Origin of the sequence: Ignatzschineria indica (assembly GCF_003121925.1) — a bacterium.
Taxonomy (GTDB): domain Bacteria; phylum Pseudomonadota; class Gammaproteobacteria; order Cardiobacteriales; family Wohlfahrtiimonadaceae; genus Ignatzschineria; species Ignatzschineria indica.
In genome coordinates this window covers 1-23,038 of record NZ_QEWR01000002.1, presented here as the reverse complement: position 1 = coordinate 23,038, position 23,038 = coordinate 1, and the positions used below count along the sequence as shown (strand labels likewise).

The window sequence follows — 23,038 nt, the reverse complement described above, 5'->3', positions numbered from 1 at the left end:
GACTCATCAATCGAAACTCCATATTATCTCCTTCTACTCATCGCTAGCAGAAGGCTCCCCTTGGATAATCACGATCCCCAAAGGAGCAGCTATCACTCTTTTTTCAGCTTCTACAATCACCTTCTTAACCCCCTCAAAGTAAGGCTTTGCCATTTTTGAAGGGATCAACATCTCAGGATAGAGTTGAGCCTCCTCTATGGGATTATCATCGCCAAATCCAAGAAGTTCTAAACTCTTCTCATAATTAAACGCAGCATAGATCATGCCGACAACGATGATAAAAAGGAGTAAAATCCAAGAGACTAATGCTTTATTAAGCGTAAATGCCGGTTGCAATTCTGCGGTCACAAGACGAACTATCCGACCGGGATAACCATATGAGAACGCATGTAAACGATTGAGATCCCGAGAGGAGCAATCTGCTGTCTTGCCATGATGCTTATAGATATGCCAAACGAGCTCCTTGATCTGCATGTGATTAATCGGACCAATTGTAAAACTCTTAGAGTGAAGTAGAAGCTCCTTTGAGTAGATATCTTGGTTATTAAGATCCATAAAGAGAACTACGACCACATGGATCTCTTCTTGCCCTCTTCGAAGTCCTCTCTTATTGATCGCCTCTTTTGTACGATAGATAAAAGAGAGCTCCTCAGTAGTGAGCTGATCTGCATCATCCACTAGCAGCACCATCTTTAAACCTGTTGGCGGAATCTCCTTAAGACGTGTAATAATCGCATCTTCATTCGCCTCACACTCTAAAAGAGTGGCTATCTTGGTAAAAATAGAACCCTTGCCGGCAATCACTTCACGCGCAACAATATGCCCATACTCATTTAATCTACGGCTCAGCTCCATCATAAAGCGAGATTTACCACACCCTGAAGGGCCATAGATAGAGTAGAAATCCCCGAGCCCCATACTAATATGTTGCTCTACCCGTCGCATCACCTCTTCGATAGGCCCTAAGGATAACCAAGGTAATTTATGCATAAGCTCATCTCTGTGCATCTAAGGTGTTCCAAATTCAATTGCTTCGATAATAAACTCTTCAGGAACCTCATCCGTTATGATTGCCTTGCCTATCGTCTCTAAAAGTACAAAACGAATCTTTTGTGTCACATTCTTCTTATCTAATCGCATCGCATTTAAGAATGCAGGAATAGAGAATGCTTCAGGAGCAATACAAGGCAGTCCAAAAAGATCGAGCAGAGAGGTGATATAGAGCTGATCCTTTTTACTAATGTATCCCATTCGACATGAGAGATAGCCGGCCATATTAATACCAATTGCAACAGCTTCTCCATGGAGGATTCCTTGATACTTCATCAATTTCTCAATCGCATGCCCAAAAGTATGACCAAGGTTAAGTGTCGCTCGAATACCTGATTCTCGTTCATCTTGATCAACAATACTCTTCTTACAAGCACATGAGTGATAGATCATCTCTGAAATCACTTCGGGATCTTTTGCTAAAATCGCTTCATAATTGAGTCGCATCCACTCTAAAAATGGGGCATCTTGAATAAATCCATATTTTAAGACCTCTGCAAGACCACTAATATATTCACGCTGTGGCAATGTCTCGAGCAATGAGAGATCAATTAAAACACGTTTAGGCTGATAGAAAGTTCCAATCATATTCTTCCCCAAGGGATGATTGACCGCAGTCTTTCCGCCGACTGAACTATCGACTTGCGCTAAAAGTGTTGTAGGAATCTGAACAAAGTCGATACCTCTTTGATAGGTACTTGCAACAAACCCGGCAAGATCACCAATCACACCACCACCAAAGGCTATCAGAAGACTTTTACGATTAAATTCTAACTCTAAAAGACGGGTATGAACCTCAGCAAAAGAGGTTAAATTCTTATACTGCTCCCCATCCTCAATGATGACCACATGGTCTCGATTACCATCAACTAGAGATAAAATTCGATCTGAGTGGAGGGCGTATATCGTATTATTTGTTAAAACAAGCCGCTGAGTATAGGGAAACTCATCTACAAAACGCTTCGTCGCTAATAGGTTCTTATCAATCTCAATATCATATGAACGATCGGCTAAATCTACAGTTAAAGTCTTCATCTATTATCACTTCCTATAAGCCACTCCGGGAGAGGCGATCGATTTTGAACAATACTCTCTATGATACCACTAACAACCACCTTCGGGGGGATATTGTCTGAAAAAGCAGTATATGCCGCAACCTCTCGATAGAGAGGATCACGGATCAGGTAGAGTGCTTCAAGAACGGCCTGCGGATCATCCTGCTGCAATAGAGGCCGCTGGTTATCAAACCGAACTCGTTCATACTGCACTTCCGGCGAAACATTAAGATAGATAACAATACCATTATCAGATAGTTGTCGACGATTCTCTTCTGCCAAAATAGCACCGCCTCCTGTGGAAAGAATAATCCCCTCTTTTGCCGTTAAAGCCTCTATCGCTCGTTTTTCTCGCTCTCTAAATCCTGATTCTCCTTCTAACTCAAAGATGTAAGGTATCGTAACACCTGTTATCTCCTCAATGTAGTGATCACTATCAAAAAAAGTGAGATTTAATGCTTCCGCCAATAGACGCCCTACCGTGGATTTACCAGCCCCCATCGGCCCTACTAAGTAGATATTTCTCTCAATATTTCTCTCAGTACTATTCTCAGTATTACTCTTCACCAAATTCCCCGCTCCTACAAAATCTATCTTGACAATAACCCCTACTAACTTCTTATCTATTGCCAAACTCTATTTTAATTTTCTCTTTAATCTCTGCTTCTATTTTCGCTTTGATTTCACTTTGACTTCACTTTGATTAAGGACTCAGTGTATCAACTATTCTTGGCCTAATAAATATTAACAACTCTGCCTTTTTCTGCTTATTTCCCTCTCGCTTAAAGAGTCTCCCTAAAAAGGGAAGTCGACTCAAAAAAGGGACTTCTGAAACAGTTGTTGCGGTATCATACTCATAGATACCGCCTAAAACGATTGTCTCACCATGATTGACTAATGCCTGCGTTTTGAGCTCTTTTTTCGAAATAATAGGCTCCCCTTTTGGATCATACCCTGAGATCTCATCTTTAGAGATTAAGATATCGATCAAAATCTTCCCCTTTGGGGTGATTTGCGGGACGACATTAAGCTCCATAACCGCATCTTTAAATTCTGTATTTGTCCCCTCATTAGAGCTTGTTGAATAGGATACTTCAGTTCCTTGCTTGATATAGGCGGCTCGCCGGCTTGTCGTTAAAATCGTAGGATTAGAGAGCATCTCACCTCGCCCCTCTGATTGCATTGCCGAGATCTCTAGACCTAAATTTAGCCCTTTGCCTAAAATCATATAGCCCATAGAAAAATCGGGAAGAGAGACCCCTAATGAGGTTAAACTTCCTAATTGACCTCCAAAGTGACCTGCACCTGCTTGCTCATTAGGAATCGTTCCTGAAAGCTCATAAGCTCCCCGTTGATAATTGAGTCCCCAATTGACCCCAAGTTCTTTAGCAAAATCATCAAAAGCAGCCACAATGTAAGCGGAGATCTCCACCTGTTGTGCAGGCTGATCTAACTGATCAATAAGGCGTTTCAACTCCCTCATTTCAGATACAGATGCGGTTATCACTACCTGATTGAGACGATGATCGACACCGAGAGTGAAAGTTGATCCATTACCACCTCCTCGTAATTCAGCTGATCCTCCTGATGCCTTTCCTCGCAAAATCTCAGCAATTTCCTTTGCTTCTGCATAATGGAGCGCGACAACCTCAGTAATGATCTTCTCTTGATTCATTCTTGCAAAAGTATTGTGGCTTGCAATCATGATGACACCATTTACCTCCATTGAACTTAACCCCGTATAGAGAAGGAGAAGCTCTAATATCTCTGAAAAACTCATCTGATTAAGATGGAGTGTAATGTGCTGATCAACAGTGGGATCAACAATAATATTTCTCCCTGATTCTTTCGCCAATAGATTCACAAAGTAAGAGAGGCTGACGCCATTTAGCGAGAAAGAGTAGAGAGGCTCTCCATTTTGAAAGCTCTGTGAACTCTGCACATCCGGTACCCAATCATTTGTCGCGATAACAGAAGGGAGTGAGCCCGTATTATCAGAGGACTCCTCCTTCGATAGGCTATCGATCTGATTACTTCCAAAACTGATAGGTTGCAGTATAATCCCCAATAATAGTATGAGAAAAATAGCTATCACAATTGATCTTCTTACTGTCACACCCTTCTGTTTCTCTGCTAAACATCTTATCTGCTCCAATTTTAATCCTAACTGCATCACTACCCTACTTCCCTCTGCTTCTACTCTACTTCCAAATAGCATCTACCCCCCCTATGCCTTATCCAGCAGTCACTCTCTTAAGGCTTCTTCTTGAAGATAGTCTATAAACTCCCGATTAAAGAGCAGAAGCTGATCTCTATAAAAATCGATCTCTACAGATTGTCGCTCTAAAATAGAGAGATCAACAGCTATTATCTTCCCATTATTATAGGAAAATAGTGCTCTTCCACGATGATCGAAGGGGGATAGCGATAACGCCTCTCTCTTAATCACTCCTAAAAAACGAATTCCTTGAAATACCTCTCCCAACTGCCAATGAAATAACGGCTCTTCATGCCTCTTGAGCATGCCTTCTATTGCAGAGTAATGATCATTGTGATCCAATCTCACAGAAGAGAAAGGGAGCCGAAATGATCCTGACTCGGAAGATAAATTTTTTGAGATAAAATTTTGAGCAATCCACGCTTGCCAATCACTGAGCGATAATTGATGGGTTAAAAGCTCTTGGGAGATATCACTAGCCTTTGTTGCCGGGATATCAGATAGAGAGGAAATTGAGCGCTCGGCCTCCCCTAAAAGTATAAAAAGATCATAAAATTTTAGCTGAACCTTAAACATCTTCCTTGGCATCTGCGCTGCCATCTCTTCTATCGCAGTATCACAAAGGGCATTACTTGACATCTTCGTCCAACTTTCAATCTCTACAAGATATCTAGGATACTGCTCCGAAAGTGAATAGAGGCTCTTTAAAAGTTGTGATGTATCACCACATAACCGTAACTTAAGAGTAAGACTTCCTCGATGAGACGCATCAGAAATAGGAGTAAATAGTGAAAGGATTAATCCATTATCGATGAAAGAGCGATAAACTCTCTCCGCAAAATCATCAACCGACCCCCATTTTGTCAATTGTTGCTGAATCATCGCTCTCACTTCCTTGAGCTGAGGAGATTTTAGTAATGCCTCCTGCTCCTCTCTTACAAGGGTTAATAGTGATTGTTGCCGTTGATATCGCTCTTCTAACTGTTGCAGCTCTCTTCTCTCTGAAAAATCAAATCCTAAGGGGGTCCATTTTAGAAGAAGAAAACTTAATAACAGCAAAAGAACCGATAGCAGTATCCAACGACTTTTAAAAGAGAGCCGGCAATAATCGTGCCAGTGAAACTCCCGAAGATCTCGCTTAAAAAATTGAACTAATTCTAACAATGATCTCCTCATTCTCCACCTACTTCACGTAAAGAGAGATGAGGCTCTAAAGAGAGTGTAAATAATCGAAATGGCTCCTGATCAGCACTCATTTGGGTAGTTATTTTCCAGCCATTTTGAACAAAGAGCGCTTCGATCTCACGCATTAAATCAAAGGAAACAACTCGTCCTTGCAATACTAAAGGAGCTTCCCTTTTCTCTTGCCACAGATTAGTGAGATAAATTTTTTGTGAATAGTGTTGCTCTATTTGCACTAAAAGCATAATCAATGAGATCACGCTACTCTTTTGCTGAAGAAGATGGAGATCTCGCCATCGATAGAGTGGATCGAGAGCTTGATCTGCTCTTCTGATCTCTAATTGAGTTGCTCTAAGATCTTTTTCCAACTCTTGATGACTCAATCTAAGCGGAACAATCAAAAGATAACGCATTACAAGGGATAATAAAACAATCAGAAAAAGGAGCAAAATAGCCCCTAATAGCTCAATTAAAATAGGACGCTTCTGCCATAAGGATCTTAACTTTGTAAACAAAGAAGAGAAACCCAATAAACATCTACTTAAAATCCCTCTTTGAGACCTTGTATATTGATGCTTATGGGTCTGTTTCTTTTGTGCCTTAATATCCGAGTCGGAGAGCTCAGTAATTATAATCTTCACCTTACAACTTCTTCCTCTATCATTACGCAACTCATTACTGAAGCAATTGCATAATACCCTTAAATTCCCACTGATATTTGATTTAACTGACTTAACTTACTTGACTGACTTAATTTATGGGCTTATTGATCTAAAGAGCTAGGATAGCCTTATATAGATCAGCCTCAATAAGTTAAAACTTAGTTTCTATTTCGCATCACTGGGAAAATAGAGTGGTTTAGAGGGCTAGATATGAAAGTTTTCAAGGCGCTAAAGCAATATAAGAAGAGGATTTAAGAAGAGGATTCTCTTGAACCTCTCAATCAATAGAGAATCTCTTCACAATGATCTTGCAGTTAACTCGCTATTACTTCGCTTTACTCCCACTACGAGAATGGTGAGAAGAGGGATCATCTATCTGATTTCTATCATCATGATCCATAATATAGAGGTCCTTCGTATAGTAATATCCTAACTGATTCTTCCCAGTATATCCGCCAACATGTGGCTTAACTAAACGAAGATTTGCAAAATAGAAGATTGGAATAATTACAGAATCCTGATCTAACTTCTCTTCTGCAATTTGATAGAAATGAGCTCGCTCTTGATCATCTTTCGCTGTTAAAGTCTGCCTCATCAACTGATCAAATTCATCGCTCTTATAATGAACGGTATTAACGCTACTATCCCCTATCATCATATTTAAAAAGCTAGATGGCTCATTGTAATCAGCACACCACGAAGCTCGGACAACATCATAATTTCCAGCACGCCGACTATCTGCATAAGTCTTCCACTCCCGATTATCTAGTGTCATCTCTACACCTGCATTCTGCTTAAGAAGTGAAGCTGCGGCAACACCCATCTTTTTATGAAGATCAGAGGTGTTATAGAGCAGTTTAATTTTTAAAGGATTAGATTCATCATAGCCTGCCTCTTTTAAGAGCGCTTTTGCTCGCGCACTACGCTCCTCCATCGGCTGATTAAACCATTCTGGAACGGTCAATTTCTCAATGCCGGCAATATAAGGAGGGGTAAAACTATAAGCGGGTAGATCACCTTGCGCTTTTACCCGATCTGTTAATAATTCTTGATCAAGTGCTAACTTTAACGCCTCCCTTACTCTAATATCAGTAAAAGGCTCCCGGCTATTATTGATCCCGTAATAATAGGTGCAAAGATAAGGACTTACCTTAATCTCATCAGGGATCTCTGCTTGTAACTTCTGAAAAAAGTCGATAGGAATATTGGCGGTAATATCGATCTCTCCGGCACGATAACGCTGTGCCTCTGTCACTTCTGAGGTAATCGGTAAAAATAGTACCTCATCAATCACCGTATTATCATTATCCCAATATGCTTGATTCCTTTTTAGCTTAATAAATTCATTTACTTGCCACTGTGCCAATTGATACGCGCCATTACCCACAAAATTCCCAACATTGGTCCATTGATCACCATATTTTTCTATCACTTTTTGGGGAACAGGCGACATCGCCGTATGCGCTAAAAGCTGTGGAAAATAGGGGACAGCAGTTGATAATCTCACCTCTAATGTCTCATCATCTAACGCTTTAACACCGAGATCATCTGCCGGCTTCTCTCCTAAAATGACATCATCAATATTCTCAATGTGTGCATATTGCAGATAACTGGCATAAGGGGAACCCGTTGCCGGATCTGCTAATCGTTTCCATGAATACTCAAAATCTGATGCCGTAATAGGATCGCCATTAGACCACTTAAGGTCAGGTTTTAACTTGAAACGCCAAACGATAAAGTCCTCATTCTCCCAGGACTTTGCCACTCGAGTCTCCATCTCCCCATCATCATTGATAATCACAAGCCCTTCAAAGAGATCACGAGATAGGTGAGACTCGGCAACGCCTTCAATTTTGTGTGGATCCAATGATTGAGGCTCAGTACCATTATTGCGAACTAGACGCTGTTGATCTGCCAACTTAACTCCCTTAGGAACAATTGCAGAAGAGGCTAACTCAACTGAAGCTCCCCAAAGCGAAAATCCTACAGCAAGCGGCAGTAATGCCAAACGCCCTTTATAAAAACGATTTTTCTGCTCCATCGTCATATCTCCTTTTAAGACTTTTTTTAAATCTCTCTAAATTCTCTCTAAAATGTCCTTAAGACCTTGATAACTTACTCTTTATAACTGATTCCCTCTTCCTCGATTCTTCTATCTTCTTCTCTACTTCTTTTCTACTTCTTTTCTATCATACTTTTAATATTATGCGCCAATACCAGGGGCACAACACCTTATGCTAATAGTAGTAATACTATTTTTAATACTATTTTTAATACTATTTAATAGTATTAAAAAAAGCAGCCAAAATGGGGTACTCCATTCAGCTGCTTTTCTACTTGCTCATAGTAAAAACCATGTAATGAATAGATCGATAGATCAATATAGAGATATACCGATATCGACAAAACAAGATGATTAGCGCAATATGATTAGCGATTAACGATTAGTAATTAATGCTCAATAATATACATATCTTTCGTATAAGCATAACCTAGTGGATTGTTAACGCTATAACCGCCCACATAGGGTTTTACTAAACGAGGAGATACATAGTAGTAGATAGGAACTAATGCACTATCTTCATCGAGAATTCTCTCAGCTTCTTGATATGCTTTTACGCGCTCATCTTCTGTCGCTGCGGTAATACTTTTACGCATTGCGGCATCAAATTCATCACTCTTATAGTGAGAGGTGTTATTACTACTAGTTGAGAGCATAATATTTAAGAAACTTGATGGCTCATTATAATCTGCACACCAACCGGCTCTTGCAACTTCATAATTACCCTGATGACGGCTATCTAAGAATGTTTTCCACTCTTGATTCTCAAGTTTTACTTCAATGCCGGCATTCTGTTTTAAGATCGATGCAGCGGCGATGGCAACCTTTCTATGCGCCTCAGAAGTATTATAAAGTAGTGTAAATGAGAGCGGATTACCAGGACCATATCCTGCATCTGCTAAGAGTTGTTTTGCCTTCTCATTACGCTCCTTCTGTGTAAGCTGGAACCACTCTGGCTCAATCGCTTCCATATCAACTGTTGAAGGCGGAGTAAAACCGAAGGCCGGCGTCTGTCCTTGTCCCATGACTTTATTTGCAATAATATCGCGATCAAGCGCTAACTTAACAGCCGCTCTTACCCGTGCATCATCAAAAGGTGCTTGCTCATTATTAATTTCATAATAGTAAGTACAGAGTGATGGAGAGATCTTCACCTCATCTGGGATATCACGTTGCAATCTTGAGAAGAGATCTACGGGGATTGCATTATTGGTCATATCCACTTCGCCACTACGATAACGATTCACATCGGTAACCTCTGAAGGGATCGCGAGGAACGTTACTTCATCGATCACAGTTTTATCGTTATCCCAATACTGATCGTTGCGCTCAAGAACAATACGCTCATTCACCACCCAATCTTTTAATTTATAAGCACCATTGCTGACAAAATTCTTCGGTGAAGTCCACTGATTACCATACTTCTCAACAGTTGCACGATGAACAGGAACAGTTGATGTATGCCCTACCAATTTATCAATATAGGGAATCGGCTCACTTAACGTAATTTCAAATGTATGGTCATCTAGAGCACGGACACCTAATGTATCAGGATCTGCTTTACCATTAACAATATCATCGACATTTTCAACATGGGCATATTGAAGATAACTTGCATAAGGAGATGCGGTATTTGGATCAACTAAACGTTTCCATGAGTAGACAAAATCTTCCGCAGTTACCGGATCACCATTAGACCATTTCGCATCTTTGCGCAGATTAAAACGCCAAACACGATAATCATCACTCTCCCAAGATTCAGCAACTCCGGGACGGATCTCACCATTAAGGTCAATATTGACAAGACCTTCAAATTGATCGCGCGCTAAGTTTGCCTCCGGCACCCCTTCAATTTTATGAGGATCAAGTGATTGCGGCTCTGCACCATTATTTCGTATCAGTTTCTGCTCTTTATGAAGTTTAGTACCTTCCGGTACCTCTGCCGCAACGGCACCACTTACTGCCATTGTCGCAATTAATGCCGATGCTAATAGACTCTTTGCAAATCCTTTTTTCATAATCTCTCCTAACATAGTGATAAAAGTGGGGGCTTAAAAATCCATCAGAATCTATAAGATAAGAATTGCCAAATAAGAGTTTCCAATAAAAATCTGATTAAACGATAATCTAATCCAGTTCTATTTCACCACTTTTATATTTAATTTTTAACATTTTCACTATAGCACGGGATAAAAAAGATAAAAGTATTCCACTTCAAAAGTGTGAACAAATAAGATGCAAACTTCAGAGATTAGATCAATAAATCACAATTAATAAGAGCAAAATCATTATGCAGTAAAAATCGTTCGAAATTTTCAATCAATAGAGCTAACAACTCTAACTACCCCCGCTAATCTCTCTAACCTGCTTTAATAAAAACAGATGGTAGTTTGAGCCAAGGTAAATCTCGGTTCAAATCTTTATACTAATTTATACTGTTTTATCATACTGTCTTATACTACTTAAAGAGGCTTAAACTTAAGAAATAGAATGACAGGATTGTAGGATTGCAAGATTGCAAGATTGCAAAACTCTATTAAATAGAGTCAATAAATTCAGATAAAAGGAACTAATGATGAAGATTAACATGAATCTAACCCCCATGAAAAAAGGTCGACTCCTTATTACAACTGTTGCAACTGCTCTTCTTTTAAGCGCATGTGCTCAAGGTGTTGATGTAGCTAAACGATTAGAAAAGTGTGTCATTGATGGCAATCAAAATAATAACTGCGAGCTCTCCACTTTAGAAGGAAGAGACGAGAGTACTAAATAGATAACATAAATAGATCGGCATAAAAAATCCCTAGCCTCTAAAACTCTACAATAGAATCTTAAAAGCTAGGGATACCCCGTTCCCACCCATATAGAGAATCAGTATATGGTAGTCAATAGTCAAGTGTTACTTGTTCTGTGGCTTTGCCACGGAGTTAACTGTTCTTAACGTTAATTGTTAAAGGATACATGGTTAATGCTATGACAGTTATCAGTTTTATACTCGCCTTCTCTATATTGCCAATACTGATTGTACCTCTAAAGTAGCTCTGTACGCCAATTAATTGATTGTATCTGGTTATCAAGCTCACGCCATGCTTTCGAGAGCTGATCATATTCTTTACTAAGCAACTCAACATTCACGACAGAGATAAACTTAATTTCAGACATACTATAACGATTACTATTTTCCGAAGCTTTATCGATCATCTGTTGAACAACTTGACGCTTTTTCATCAAATTTTCTCGCTCAATGAGTGCTTCCGACAATTTCTTATCCTTATCAAAATCTGTTGCAAGATTCGTTTTATTAATTCGCTCGATCAGAACACCTAATGCATCTATTGCCGTAAAGAGCTCCTTTTTCAAACTATTAGGTGAAAGCGCCGGCTCATCTCCTTCTTGAACTTTAATATTATCGCCTAAACGTGTTGTTAATTGTGCGATTCTTGTCTGTAGATCAGCACGATTATTGAGTGCTTCTCCTAACGTTATAGCTTCGGTTTCTTTCATTTTTCTCACTTGCTCTATCTTGTTTATCTTGATTTATCTTTTAAAAAAGATGATGGAAAATATTTTATCTTATAGCTTACAACCTTCACTATTATTTAACGCTCTCTTAATGCCTCTTTAACACGGCCAAAAGGCTTCATCAAGTAATCAAATACGGTTTTATCGCCTGTTTTAATATCAACTGTTGCTATCATCCCCGGCACGATGGGAAACTCTTTACCGCTCTTTTTATCAACCAAAGAATCTGTCTCTGTTCTAATAAAAACGCGATAGTAGAAAACATCAGGTTTTGTCTCATCTTGAATTGTATCAGGAGAGATAACGGTTACTTTTCCATCTAACCCTCCAAAGATAGAGTAATCATAGGCTGTAATTTTCACTTTAGCTTCTTGACCTGGATGAATATAAGCGATATCTCGCGGAGAGATACGCGCCTCAATTAAAAGCTGATCATCTAATGGAACAATTTGCATTAACTCTCCATTCGGTGGTACAACTCCCCCACGAGTAGTCAATATGACATCCTTAACAACACCTCTAACAGGAGAACGTAATGTTAATCGGGAAAGTGAATCCTCTCGTCCTCTGACGACAGACTCCAATGACTCCGCTTCTGCCTGAACTTTACTCAATTCTTCCCGAGCTTGCACCATATACTCAGAGAGTTTATCAGTAATTTGAGACTCTAAATCGACTACTTGTCTTTGTAATTTTAAAACATCAACATTACTCGCAGCTCCCTGTTGCGCTAAAGCTTGGGTTAATTGGAGCTCAGATTTTACCAATGCAAGTGACTGCTCTAAACCACGAACAGATTCTTCCAACGCTTTTCTTCTAGTCTCATAAAGACGAGTCTCTGCTTGGATCAACTCAGGAAAAGCATCAAGTTCATCTGGAAAATCTAACTCACTATGATCCACTTCTGCCTCAAGACGCGCAATACTGGCAAGCGCAGCACGATACTTCGCTGCACTCTCCTCAACAGTAGCTTCAGTTTTAGTTAAATCGAGTTGCGCTAAAACCTGCCCTTTATCAACAATATCCCCTTCGCGCACATAAAGATCAGAGATAATTCCCCCTTCTAAGGATTGAATAACCTGCTCACGAGAGGTAGGAACAACTTTTCCAGATCCCGTTGAGACCTCTACAATTTCAGCAAAATAAGCCCATACTATTAAGGCTACTAATAGTAGTAAAAAAGCCCAAATAATACGGGATGATTTTACTATTTCAGACTCCCCAATATGATCTTTATAACATCTCTGATCTTCTTCATAATCTAATAATAAAAGATCACGTTTTTCATCGGTTTTACTCATATAAACCTCTTAAATTCTTCTAATACTCGTAGAGAAGATTAGTTTCTATCATTCTAATAGCACTAATCATTTGATAATTATCGCTAAAACTTATCTATTTAGCATGATCGGTTTCTCTACTTAAGACCTACTTCTTCCCCGATAATTGTGCTAGCACTTTCTCTTTAGATCCATCTAATACAATTCGACCATTGTTAATTACAATAATACGATCCATAAGATTTACAACGCTCATCTTATGTGTCGCTACAATCAGAGTTTTTCCAATACTCCAGCCCTCTAATGCCGAGATAAAGCTCTTCTCTGTCACATCATCAAGCGCCGAAGTTGGTTCATCTAAGAGCGCAATATGGGGGTTACGAATAAAGAGTCTTGCCAATAACAGGGATTGCTTTTGTCCCCCAGATAGACCATGCCCACCTTCCGCAATAACGTAATCTAAACCTGTTGGTAGTTGACTGATAAAGCTTGCCGCTCCGGTCATATTCAGAGCATGAAGTAGACTCTCATCAGTTGCTAAAGGAGCACCAAAAAGCAGATTTTCTCGAATCGTTCCGTGAAACAATCGGGAATTTTGGCTCATCAACCCTATATCTCGACGAACATCAGCCGGATCAATATGGGACAAACTTACCCCATCGAGCGTAACCACGCCCCCCTTAGGAGTTAACAATCCTGAAAGGACCTGTAAAAGGGTTGACTTTCCGGCACCATTGCGACCTAAAACTGCAATTTTCTCTCCCGGTTTAATCTCTAAATTCTCAATCGTCAATGAAGGTTGTTGACTCTCTGCATGATAGAAAAACTGCGCATTTTTAATCTGATAATGACCGGCGATCGCACTCTTATGAACCCGTTTCTCCCCAGGAGGATGGTCCACCGGAAGCTCCATTAGTTGATTAATCCCTGCTAAAGCGACTTTTGCCTGCTGCCAACGATTTAAAACTTGCGTAATTCCTGCCATAGGTGCAATCATTCTTCCACCTAAAATAGATGCAGCAATAAGAGACCCTGTTGTTAAATCCCCCTCCATCACCATTGGAGCCCCAAATAATACAATCACAGCAAAAGCTGATGTTTGTATACTCTGTGTCCAACTATTGAGGGTACTAATCAAGGAGCGCAGTTGAAGATTAACATCAGCTGAAACAGCATTATAGTTATTCCATTGCGTCTGAAAACGATGTTCTGCTTGCAGTGTCTTAATATCCTCATTGCCCTGTATCGCTTCCACTAACATCGCATTTCTTAATGCCGACTCCCTCATTGCCTGATTAGCAAAAGCGCGTAATTTCTTTTGGGCTAAAATTCCAGGTAGAACCATCAAGATAACAGCACCAATAGGAATCCAAACTAAAGATCCCGCGATATACCAAAAGACAAAACAGAAAAGAAAGAAGAACGGCATATCAGCAAATGCTGTAACAGTGGTTGATGTTAACAATTCACGAACGCTGTCTAACTCTCTTACTTGAGAGATAAATGTCCCGGTCGATTTAGGTCGGTGCATATTATTGATACGCAACACATGACCAAATACACGATCTGAAATGCGCATATCTGCCCTTTTCCCTAAAAGATCGGTTACTCTCGTCCGCAATTTTCGCATAATAAAGCCAAAAATAATGGCAACTAAAACACCACTAAAGAGAACATAAAGCGTGGGATAAGATTCAGCTGGAATAACCCTATCATAAACTTGTCGAGTAAAGAGAATCCCCGCTAATGCTAATACGTTCACAACAAAAGAAGCAATAAAGATATGGCTATAGGGCTTCCAATCTTTTATGACAATCTTTCTAAACCAACTGCGATCATGAGGTTTAACATACTCATCAACTCTTGCATCCCTAACGGTATGTGTTGGCCTTAAAACAACGGCTAATATGACATTCTCTAAAAGGTCTTTTCTACTAATTCGACTCTTCAGACCCCCATCACCACTATAAGTAATACCGAGGTCACCATCTTTATCGATCGCATCAATAACACCGATCTGACCCTCTTTTAGCTGAACAACTAAGGGTAAACGCCAGACAGACAGTTCAGAGTCCTCTAATTTTATAACACTAAAACTCAAGCCCGCCTGACGAGCAATACTTCGCAATACATCACTAACCGGTCTATCGCTGAGCCAGTGGCTTGTCAATAAGATATTCTCTTTCGAACACTCTATACGATAATGCTTAGCCACCATTAAAATGGCTTCAATCCATGAACCATAATCTCGATTATCTGGTTCACTAACTGTTTCCTCGACTTCTTCCGTTACTGCTTCAATATTTTCGTTCTTGTTCACAAATTTACTTCCAATATTAATAATTAATTCCGAGTGATAGAACAGATCTAAACACAGTCAATTTTATCTTTTATTATACTATTTTGATGAATATCAATATACAATTTATTCAAGATCATCAATAACTCATCTCTTTTTGAGATTTAAATAAAAATAACAAAACAATAAAAAATAAAAATAATTTTTTACATCTGAAAAAGAAAAATCTGCCAATCCTATTAAACATTGACAGATTATAATAATGATATTGATATCAATTATATATTAATTAGTTGCTAATAAGAATTCAATTATCAACGATATTGATTTATACCTAAACTTTTCCCTAATTGGCCTTGATAAAATGCACAATCTAATTGTGCTTGAATGATATCAAGCTGGTTATTGACAACTTCAACCTGAGCCTGATGATATTCTCGCTCAGAATTTAATAGATCAACTAACGTTCTAGTTCCTAATTCTAAATATTGTTTCTTATATAACTCTTTAGTATGTTTAAGATTATCAACACGTTGCATCAAGAGATTTTTCCGCTTATGGAGGTTTTCTAAATTGACTTGGGTATCGCTCAATTTTTGACTCACATCTAATTGAACCTCAGCTTTTTTAGCATCAGCTGATTGAGCTCGATTCGCAGCAGCTCGCTTACTAGCTGACAGCCCTCCCCCTTGATATACCGGCATCGTCACATTAAGACTCACGGTAGAATCAATGCGCGAACCATAACGAGGCGTAGCATTGAGCGCTCTTGAAGCATTTCCTCTCAATGAAATGGTTGGTAGTTCATCTGCTTTTGCCCTTTCAAGCTCAGCAAGCGCCCGTTCAGCTTCCAATTCTGCTACTTGATATGCAGGGATAGCACTCCAATCAGGTGCAACGTCACAAGCTAAAGAGAGACCGGCAGGAAGCGATCCAATCGTTGCATTACTCAATTGGGGCTGACCGATAATAATCCCTAATGTTCTCAAAACTGTTTGATGCTGGGTTGCAACATCTAGCTCTTCAGATAGAACATCATCTAAGCGCGATTTTGCTTGATAAACGTCGGAAAGATTGCTTGCTCCCTTTTCATATCTCTCATCAACTAGCTTTCCTAATGCTGCAATTCTTTGTACTTGATCTTGAGATAACTGCATCAACTTTTTATAACGATCTGCAGCAACAACTGTCAATGCGGCGATATGCATTAGCTCTTCATTCGTCATTGATGTATAAGCTTTTGCCGTCAAATAACTATACTCTGCACTCTTAACTGCACTTGATCTTTTACCAAAATCATAGAGAACTTGCTCTATTTCAAGATTGATATCTTGTAAAAACTCACGATCATAACGATCTGAGCGATTACTATCTCTACGCATCCCAATACCCCCATTAATTTGAGGGTAGTATTTCGATTCCGCAACTGCAATTAACTCCTCTTCGGTACGCTCTTCTCCTTTCGCCTGAGCTACACGAGGATGAAATAGAATGATTTCTTGAGCAGCATCAACAAGAGTAATACTATTGCCTCTCTTCTTATAATTCGCCTTCTCATTCTTCTCATCTAACTTTAGCTGATTCGATTCTTGAACTTTCTGCTCTAGTTGTTTCGATAAAGCTAATAATTTTTGCGCTTCTGCACTGTTAACCTCTTTTATCTCAATCTCTTGAGAATTAAGTGAAGGGCTATTACTGTTGGCGCAAGAAGCTAATATTATACTTCCGAGGATAATAGTTATTCTTTTAACAAAAGGCATACTTTTCATTGGAATCCATTAAAATTGAAACTTGAAATTGAAACTTGAATCTATAAGGCTCTTTCAATCAATTGTTCCCTATAGATTCTGTTATAAATCAAAATCTCTTAGATCGAAGATTATAACTTATTATAGAAAGATATAGTAAAATTATTCCCCCATTAATCCCAATAGATACAAACAAATAGAATAGAGTTTACTACTCCCATAAAAAAGCTAGATAGATTATTCTCTATCTAGCCCATCTAAAGTCATTTATCGATATGACTATATGATTTTTACTAAGATTATCGACCTGCCATAATCTCATCAGATGGAATTTTTGAGATTTCAAGGCCACTCATTGGGGTCCCTAAATTTTTAGAAAGTTGTACTAAAAGCTCAAAATCCTCATAATTTTTAGTCGCTTGCACAATAGCAGATGCAAACTTCTCAGGGTTTTCAGATTTAAAGATACCGGATCCTACAAATACTCCATCAGCACCTAAAAGCATCATTAATACAGCATCAGCGGGTGTTGCAACACCACCTGCCGCATAGTTAACAACCGGTAATCGTCCTAATCGTTTTACCTCTTTCACTAATTCATAAGGTGCTTGATGATCTCGTGCAAAAACCATCAGTTCATCATCAGCCATATTCACTAACTGACGAATCTCAGCATTCACTTCACGCATATGACGCACAGCTTCAACAATATTTCCTGTCCCGGGTTCACCCTTAGTTCTAAGCATTTTTGCCCCCTCACCTAAGCGACGTAATGCTTCGCCAAGATTACGGCACCCACAAACAAATGGAACACGATAATCACTCTTTAAAAGATGGTAAACATCATCTGCCGGCGTTAACACCTCACTCTCATCAATATAGTCGATATTCATCGCCTCTAAAATTCTAGCTTCTGCAATATGCCCTATACGAACTTTTGCCATCACAGGAATCGATACTGCTTTCTGGATCGATTCGATTAATGCCGGGTCTGTTGTTCTGGCAACTCCTCCCTCTTTACGAATGTCAGAAGGTACTCGCTCTAATGCCATCACTGCACAGGCACCTGCAGCCTCTGCAATTTTAGCCTCTTCAACATTCACAACATCCATAATCACGCCACGTTTAGGCATTTCGATAAATTGACTCATTTTCTCTCCTTCATAGTAGATATTATATTAAATAGATTTAAACAGATTTAAATAGTTGTTATCACATGACTGTCAATTACTATCTGATATATGATTTTTATATATTTTATTAGTAATTGAAAATATTGTTTATTGACAACTATTATTCATGATTAACATCGCCGTTGAAATAGATATATAAGTGGGATATAGATAGAATATTAGATGGAATATATGAATAGTAATAACCATACTTATTCGACCATACTTATTCGCCACTTTTATCAAACAAACTCTACGATATAGAACTTTCTCAATCTATAAAAGATCCATTTGGATGAGTTTATACCCATCCATTTAAAGCCGATCTAATCTCTGGTAAATTAAACAGTAAAGAAGGAGATCATTTTTAATAAATGATCTCCAAAAATAAGAAGAGATCCTCGCCTCTCCCTCAATAACAATTTAATTGACAAATAACTCAAATAACAGTCGTCCCATGCATTTTGACATCAAAAAAAATAGTAAAAAACCTCTCTACCAACAAATCATCGAATCTATCGAAGACGCCTTAATAGCAGGGAAAATATTACCGGGGGAGAAACTCCCTTCCGAAAGGGAACTTAGCCAATTCTTTTCTGTCAATCGATCGACTGTTGTAAGAGCAATGGAAGAGCTTCATGAACGTCGCCTTATTATCCGAAAAGTAGGCTCCGGCACCTATATTAATCCACAGAAGTGGGGTCAATTTTCAAAACCGAGATTACAGTGGAATGGTGCATTTAATAGAGAGATCTTCCAACCAAAAGTGAAATATGATCTCACAAATGGCGATCTTCCAATAGAACTATACCCCTCTCTTCAGCTTCCTGAAATTGATTGGCAATTGCTATTAAATGCCGAGCGAGAGCAAGAATCGATGCGGCTCGGTACAAGAGACTTAAGATCTGCAGTTCAACGTTATCTTAAAAGAAGCCATCGATGGGAAGTACCTATTGAGGAGATTATGATTACCTCAGGCACACAACAAGCGCTCTCACTTATAGCGCTTGGACTCTTAAAAAGCGGAGACTCTATCGCTATTGAAAATCCATCCTATTTCTACTCGCTCTCCATCTTTCAAGCTTTAGGTATTCGAATATATGGAATCCCTATGGACCAAGAAGGTGTCATCATTTCAAAGCTTGATCAATTACTCTATAAACATAGAATCAAGATGATCTTCATCAATCCTATCTTTCATAATCCTACGGGTCGAGTCATATCGTCTCAAAGAAGAGGAGCATTAATAGCTTATTGTCATCGAAAACAGCTACCTATTGTCGAAGATGATGCTTATGGTCAATTAGCATTCTACAACTATATCGACAATCGCCCGCTAAAAATGACAGATAAAAATCATAATATATTTTATTTAGGCTCTCTCTCAAAATATCTAGGAAGATCAATTCGTATAGGTTGGATGGTTGCACCCCGTTCTATCATCGAAAACTTAGCCAATATTCGGCAACAGCTTGATTCAGGCTTAAGCTCCCTTCCACAATATATGGCAGAGTATTATCTTGAACATTATGCAAATCAGCATGAGTTAAAATTACAGCAAGCTCTAAAAGTAAGAGCAGATCGCCTTGTCAATTGGCTCGATAAAAACTTAACTGATCTTCTAACTTATCAAATCCCTCAAGGAGGATTTCACCTCTATGCAACACTAAAATCGAAAAGCTCACAAAAAATGGTAGAAAAAAGATTATCAGAACTCAAAATAAAAGGGATTCAAGATAGTTACTTTGGCGGCGATGGCTTAGCTTATCGATTCTCTTTCCCCCACTTTTCTCTCTCGGAATAACCACAAGACTGCAAGTGTTAATGGTAAGATAAAAAGCGTGGGGCTACGATAACTATAAAGAGAATTAAAAGAGAAGATATCAACCCAGACAGTATCACTAAAAATAAGGAAGAGTAAAACACCCAATGTACCTACTAAAAGTGCATAAAATGCCCCTTTTTCACTATAGCCTTTTAGATAAAATCGCCCTAACATCACCGGAAAGTGGGCGCTTGCTACCCATGAAAATGCAAGTCCAAAAAGAAAAGCAAGATTCATTTCTCTAAAAAAATAAGCAAGTATCGCGCCAAAAATAAAGATGATTAATACGGCTAAACGAGCAATGATCAACTGCCAAGCCTCACTTAACTGTTGCTCGGTTTTTAATAGTGGTAATAGATCATGAGTCACTGTCGCACTAGCAGCCATGACAATACCAGAGATAACTGCTAATACCGTAATAAGAACCAATATTGCTAAAATCGTTTGAAAGAGACCTCCACCCAATAGAGAAGCTAAATGAAGTAGCGTCATATTTGCCCCTCCTGTTAGCTGCTCTCCTTCTAATAAAACTACAGCACCAAATCCAATGATGAGATTAAGAATAAAAAAGATTGCGATCAGTAGCGTTGTTCCTGATGCTGAAAAGAGCGCAACAGATTGATTTTTAACTGTAAAAAAACGCATTAAAATATGGGGCAAGCCTAATAAACCTAATAATAATCCTAATATTAATGAGATTTGCTCAATTCCTGAACTAATAGCGCTACTTGGCATCAAATAATCAAAAGAGGTAACGGCTGCAACACGCAGAAATAATTCTTCAAATGAGAAATTCACTCTCTTCAAAACTAAAAAGAGCAATGTAAAGGCAAATAGAAATAGTAATAGCGCTTTAATACTTTGAATAAACGTTGTTGCTCTCATGCCCCCTACTAAAACAATAAAAAGTGTTAAAAGAGATATAACTAATAATGCACTTACAAAGGTTAAATCTAGTAGTAGAGTAAGTAATGCGCTAGCTCCCACCAATTGTACTAATAGATAAAATATCGATATGAGAAGACTTGTCACTCCACTTAAAACTTTTAATCTTCGACTATTAAATGAGGTATTAATCACATCAGAGAAAGTAAAGGCACCAGTAGCTCTTAATTTATCGGAAAAGAAGAGGAGTAATAAAACCCATCCTAGTAGTGTTGCCACTGCATAGAAGAGAGAATCCATTCCCTGGGTAAAATACATTGCTATCGAGCCCAAAAAAGCTGCTGCAGAGAGATAATCTCCAGCTAGCGCGAATGAGTTTTGCAATACACCTATCGACCGATCAGCTAAAAAATAGCGGGTCACACTTTTACTTTGATGCATCATTATTCCCTGTAGTTCTATAAACTTTATTCATCAACTTCCTATCTCATACTCATTAAGAGATTGGCTATTATCGATCATCCTTTATTTGCAAATCTCTATTTAAAAAATAGAGTAGCGCATAAAAAAGAGCAATAAAAGCCCCCCATAACATCACTACTACACCGCCTAAAATAGAATAAGGGACTCCCCATATAAAATGAGTTGCCATAAATTGTGGCCAAAAGGAGAGACCAATGTAATAGATAATCATTGGAAAAAGGGCAAGAAATGCTAATAAAATTCGATATTTTTTCATTTAAAACGTCATAACATAAAAGGAATTATTGTGGTCTGCATAAAATATTAGAACTGAGACATAAAATATTTACCATTGTATCAATCTTCGAACTCCAAAATCATCTTAACTCTACTGAAAATTAGCCATAATTTTAAGAGAGCAGCTACTATAGGCCTCCTCTAATAATATCAATGAAGTTATTATTTCAAACTTTTCCCTTTGATATTTTTATAAGTACCGATCTTAAAACAAATAGAAGCTAATGAGTTGCCGGGGCTCACCATCGCATTCTTCCAAAAACTGCCTGCCGGCAAGGGGCATAGAAGAAGCCAGCCAGCAGACATGCAGTTGTGATAAGAGTGAGACAGTCGGCTCCTGCCACTCAATAAATCCTCTTATAAGTTCAAACACTAAAACAAACAGAGGCTAATGAGATGCCGGTCTTCACTATCGCATTCTTCCAGAAACTGCGTGCCGGCAAGAGGCATTGAAAAGACCCAAACTGCGGGCATGCATTGGTTAAAAGAATGAAACAGTCAGTTCTCGCTGTTCCTAGAATTCTCTTAAGAATCATAAAGATGAGTAGTTGAAATAACAAAGGCTGATGAGTTGCCGGATCTTACTACTGCATTCTTCCAATAATCACGTGCCGGCAAGAGGCATCGCAAATGCCAAACTGCGGGCATGCACCGGCTAAAAGAATGAAGTAGTCGGTTCCCGCAGCTCCAGGAGCTTTCTTAAGAATAAAAAAATCCAGACAAAGAAAAAGCTCCTAGCTAATTAGCTAGGAGCTCTTAATGAAGCCCTAGGGTTGACCTACTCTCACATGGGATCTCCCACACTACCATCGGCGCTGCTACGTTTCACTTCTGAGTTCGGGATGGGATCAGGTGGTTCCATAGCGCTATTTTCCCCAGGTAAACTGGTTTGTGCTTGAAGTGTTGATGCATCTCTGCATTTTATCTTGCACTCCACTCACGAATAAATTTGATTAGTTGGTTAGTAACAGCAATGTCTGATTGAATTGCTTAAGTTGTTTGTATTCGCGTCAACTTTGGAAACGATCATGTCTCGTATCAAAATTGTCTAAGACCTATTATATGGTCAAGCCTCACGGTCAATTAGTATTGGTAAGCTCAATGCATTACTGCACTTACACACCCAACCTATCAACGTCGTAGTCTTCGACGGACCTTCAGAGGGGTTAAACCCCTAGGGAAATCTAATCTTGAGGTGGGCTTCCCGCTTAGATGCTTTCAGCGGTTATCCCGTCCGTATGTAGCTACCCGGCTATGCCATTGGTATGACAACCGGACCACCAGAGATACGTCCACTTCGGTCCTCTCGTACTAGAAGC

At 39.0% G+C, this 23,038-nt stretch carries 16 protein-coding genes, 2 rRNA genes and 1 pseudogene; 2 read left to right on the top strand and 17 right to left on the bottom strand.

Going from position 1 to position 23,038, the window contains the following annotated elements; translation table 11 throughout:
• Positions 1-33: 33 nt before the first annotated feature.
• The 8 genes and pseudogenes from DC082_RS00395 to DC082_RS00360 form a co-directional block, all read right to left on the bottom strand.
• On the bottom strand, positions 34-990 hold the full coding sequence (locus DC082_RS00395; protein WP_133243666.1) for a P-loop NTPase family protein: 957 nt from the start codon (positions 988-990) through the stop codon (positions 34-36).
• Between the two features lie 18 nt (positions 991-1,008).
• Positions 1,009-2,085 carry a 3-dehydroquinate synthase gene (gene aroB, locus DC082_RS00390; RefSeq protein ID WP_094568269.1) on the bottom strand — a complete coding sequence of 359 codons (1,077 nt, stop codon included), beginning with the start codon at positions 2,083-2,085 and terminating at the stop codon, positions 1,009-1,011.
• Positions 2,082-2,672 carry a shikimate kinase AroK gene (aroK, locus tag DC082_RS00385; protein ID WP_268245755.1) on the bottom strand — a complete coding sequence of 197 codons (591 nt, stop codon included), beginning with the start codon at positions 2,670-2,672 and terminating at the stop codon, positions 2,082-2,084. The genes aroB and aroK overlap by 4 nt, the downstream gene beginning before the upstream one ends.
• A gap of 136 nt (positions 2,673-2,808) precedes the next feature.
• On the bottom strand, positions 2,809-4,323 hold the full coding sequence (gene pilQ, locus DC082_RS00380) for a type IV pilus secretin PilQ (RefSeq protein ID WP_109235271.1): 1,515 nt from the start codon (positions 4,321-4,323) through the stop codon (positions 2,809-2,811).
• A 27-nt stretch (positions 4,324-4,350) separates the two neighbouring features.
• Positions 4,351-5,487 carry a hypothetical protein gene (locus tag DC082_RS00375; protein ID WP_133243665.1) on the bottom strand — a complete coding sequence of 379 codons (1,137 nt, stop codon included), beginning with the start codon at positions 5,485-5,487 and terminating at the stop codon, positions 4,351-4,353.
• 8 nt (positions 5,488-5,495) lie between these two features.
• Positions 5,496-6,146 carry a hypothetical protein gene (locus tag DC082_RS00370; RefSeq protein WP_109235269.1) on the bottom strand — a complete coding sequence of 217 codons (651 nt, stop codon included), beginning with the start codon at positions 6,144-6,146 and terminating at the stop codon, positions 5,496-5,498.
• Between the two features lie 412 nt (positions 6,147-6,558).
• Positions 6,559-8,208, bottom strand: a pseudogene (locus tag DC082_RS00365) (ABC transporter substrate-binding protein); the annotation flags it as partial.
• A gap of 410 nt (positions 8,209-8,618) precedes the next feature.
• Positions 8,619-10,247 carry an ABC transporter substrate-binding protein gene (locus DC082_RS00360; RefSeq protein WP_109235267.1) on the bottom strand — a complete coding sequence of 543 codons (1,629 nt, stop codon included), beginning with the start codon at positions 10,245-10,247 and terminating at the stop codon, positions 8,619-8,621.
• Between the two features lie 554 nt (positions 10,248-10,801).
• Here DC082_RS00360 and DC082_RS00355 point away from each other — a divergent pair.
• Positions 10,802-11,002, top strand: a complete 201-nt coding sequence (locus DC082_RS00355) for a hypothetical protein (protein WP_133243664.1) — start codon at positions 10,802-10,804, stop codon at positions 11,000-11,002.
• 257 nt (positions 11,003-11,259) lie between these two features.
• Here the strand turns inward: DC082_RS00355 and DC082_RS00350 are convergent, their stop codons facing one another.
• From DC082_RS00350 to pdxS, 5 genes are all read right to left on the bottom strand, one after another.
• Positions 11,260-11,733: a DIP1984 family protein gene (locus DC082_RS00350; protein ID WP_109235265.1), complete on the bottom strand. Its 474-nt coding sequence runs from the start codon at positions 11,731-11,733 to the stop codon at positions 11,260-11,262.
• A 95-nt stretch (positions 11,734-11,828) separates the two neighbouring features.
• Positions 11,829-13,052: a beta-barrel domain-containing protein gene (locus tag DC082_RS00345; protein ID WP_109235264.1), complete on the bottom strand. Its 1,224-nt coding sequence runs from the start codon at positions 13,050-13,052 to the stop codon at positions 11,829-11,831.
• 127 nt (positions 13,053-13,179) lie between these two features.
• The gene (locus DC082_RS00340) at positions 13,180-15,351 is read right to left on the bottom strand and encodes a type I secretion system permease/ATPase (protein ID WP_229821503.1); all 2,172 of its coding nucleotides are present in this window, start codon (positions 15,349-15,351) and stop codon (positions 13,180-13,182) included.
• A gap of 293 nt (positions 15,352-15,644) precedes the next feature.
• Positions 15,645-17,099 (bottom strand): TolC family protein, encoded by a 1,455-nt coding sequence (locus tag DC082_RS00335; RefSeq protein ID WP_229821501.1) that lies wholly within the window; start codon positions 17,097-17,099, stop codon positions 15,645-15,647.
• A 278-nt stretch (positions 17,100-17,377) separates the two neighbouring features.
• Positions 17,378-18,229 (bottom strand): pyridoxal 5'-phosphate synthase lyase subunit PdxS, encoded by an 852-nt coding sequence (gene pdxS / locus DC082_RS00330; protein ID WP_109235263.1) that lies wholly within the window; start codon positions 18,227-18,229, stop codon positions 17,378-17,380.
• Positions 18,230-18,707: 478 nt separating this feature from the next.
• Here pdxS and DC082_RS00325 point away from each other — a divergent pair, with 478 nt between their 5' ends.
• On the top strand, positions 18,708-20,054 hold the full coding sequence (locus DC082_RS00325) for an aminotransferase-like domain-containing protein (RefSeq protein WP_109235262.1): 1,347 nt from the start codon (positions 18,708-18,710) through the stop codon (positions 20,052-20,054).
• On the opposite strand, the gene DC082_RS00320 is transcribed toward DC082_RS00325, so the two are convergent.
• The 4 genes from DC082_RS00320 to DC082_RS00305 form a co-directional block, all read right to left on the bottom strand.
• Positions 20,010-21,401 carry a sodium:solute symporter family transporter gene (locus DC082_RS00320; RefSeq protein ID WP_157957376.1) on the bottom strand — a complete coding sequence of 464 codons (1,392 nt, stop codon included), beginning with the start codon at positions 21,399-21,401 and terminating at the stop codon, positions 20,010-20,012. The two genes, DC082_RS00325 and DC082_RS00320, sit on opposite strands and share 45 nt — an antisense overlap.
• Positions 21,402-21,471: 70 nt before the next feature.
• Complete coding sequence (locus DC082_RS00315) at positions 21,472-21,699, bottom strand: hypothetical protein (protein ID WP_109235260.1); 228 nt, start codon at positions 21,697-21,699, stop codon at positions 21,472-21,474.
• Between the two features lie 785 nt (positions 21,700-22,484).
• A 5S ribosomal RNA gene (gene rrf / locus DC082_RS00310) occupies positions 22,485-22,599 on the bottom strand.
• A gap of 182 nt (positions 22,600-22,781) precedes the next feature.
• Positions 22,782-23,038, bottom strand: a 23S ribosomal RNA gene (locus DC082_RS00305); the annotation flags it as partial.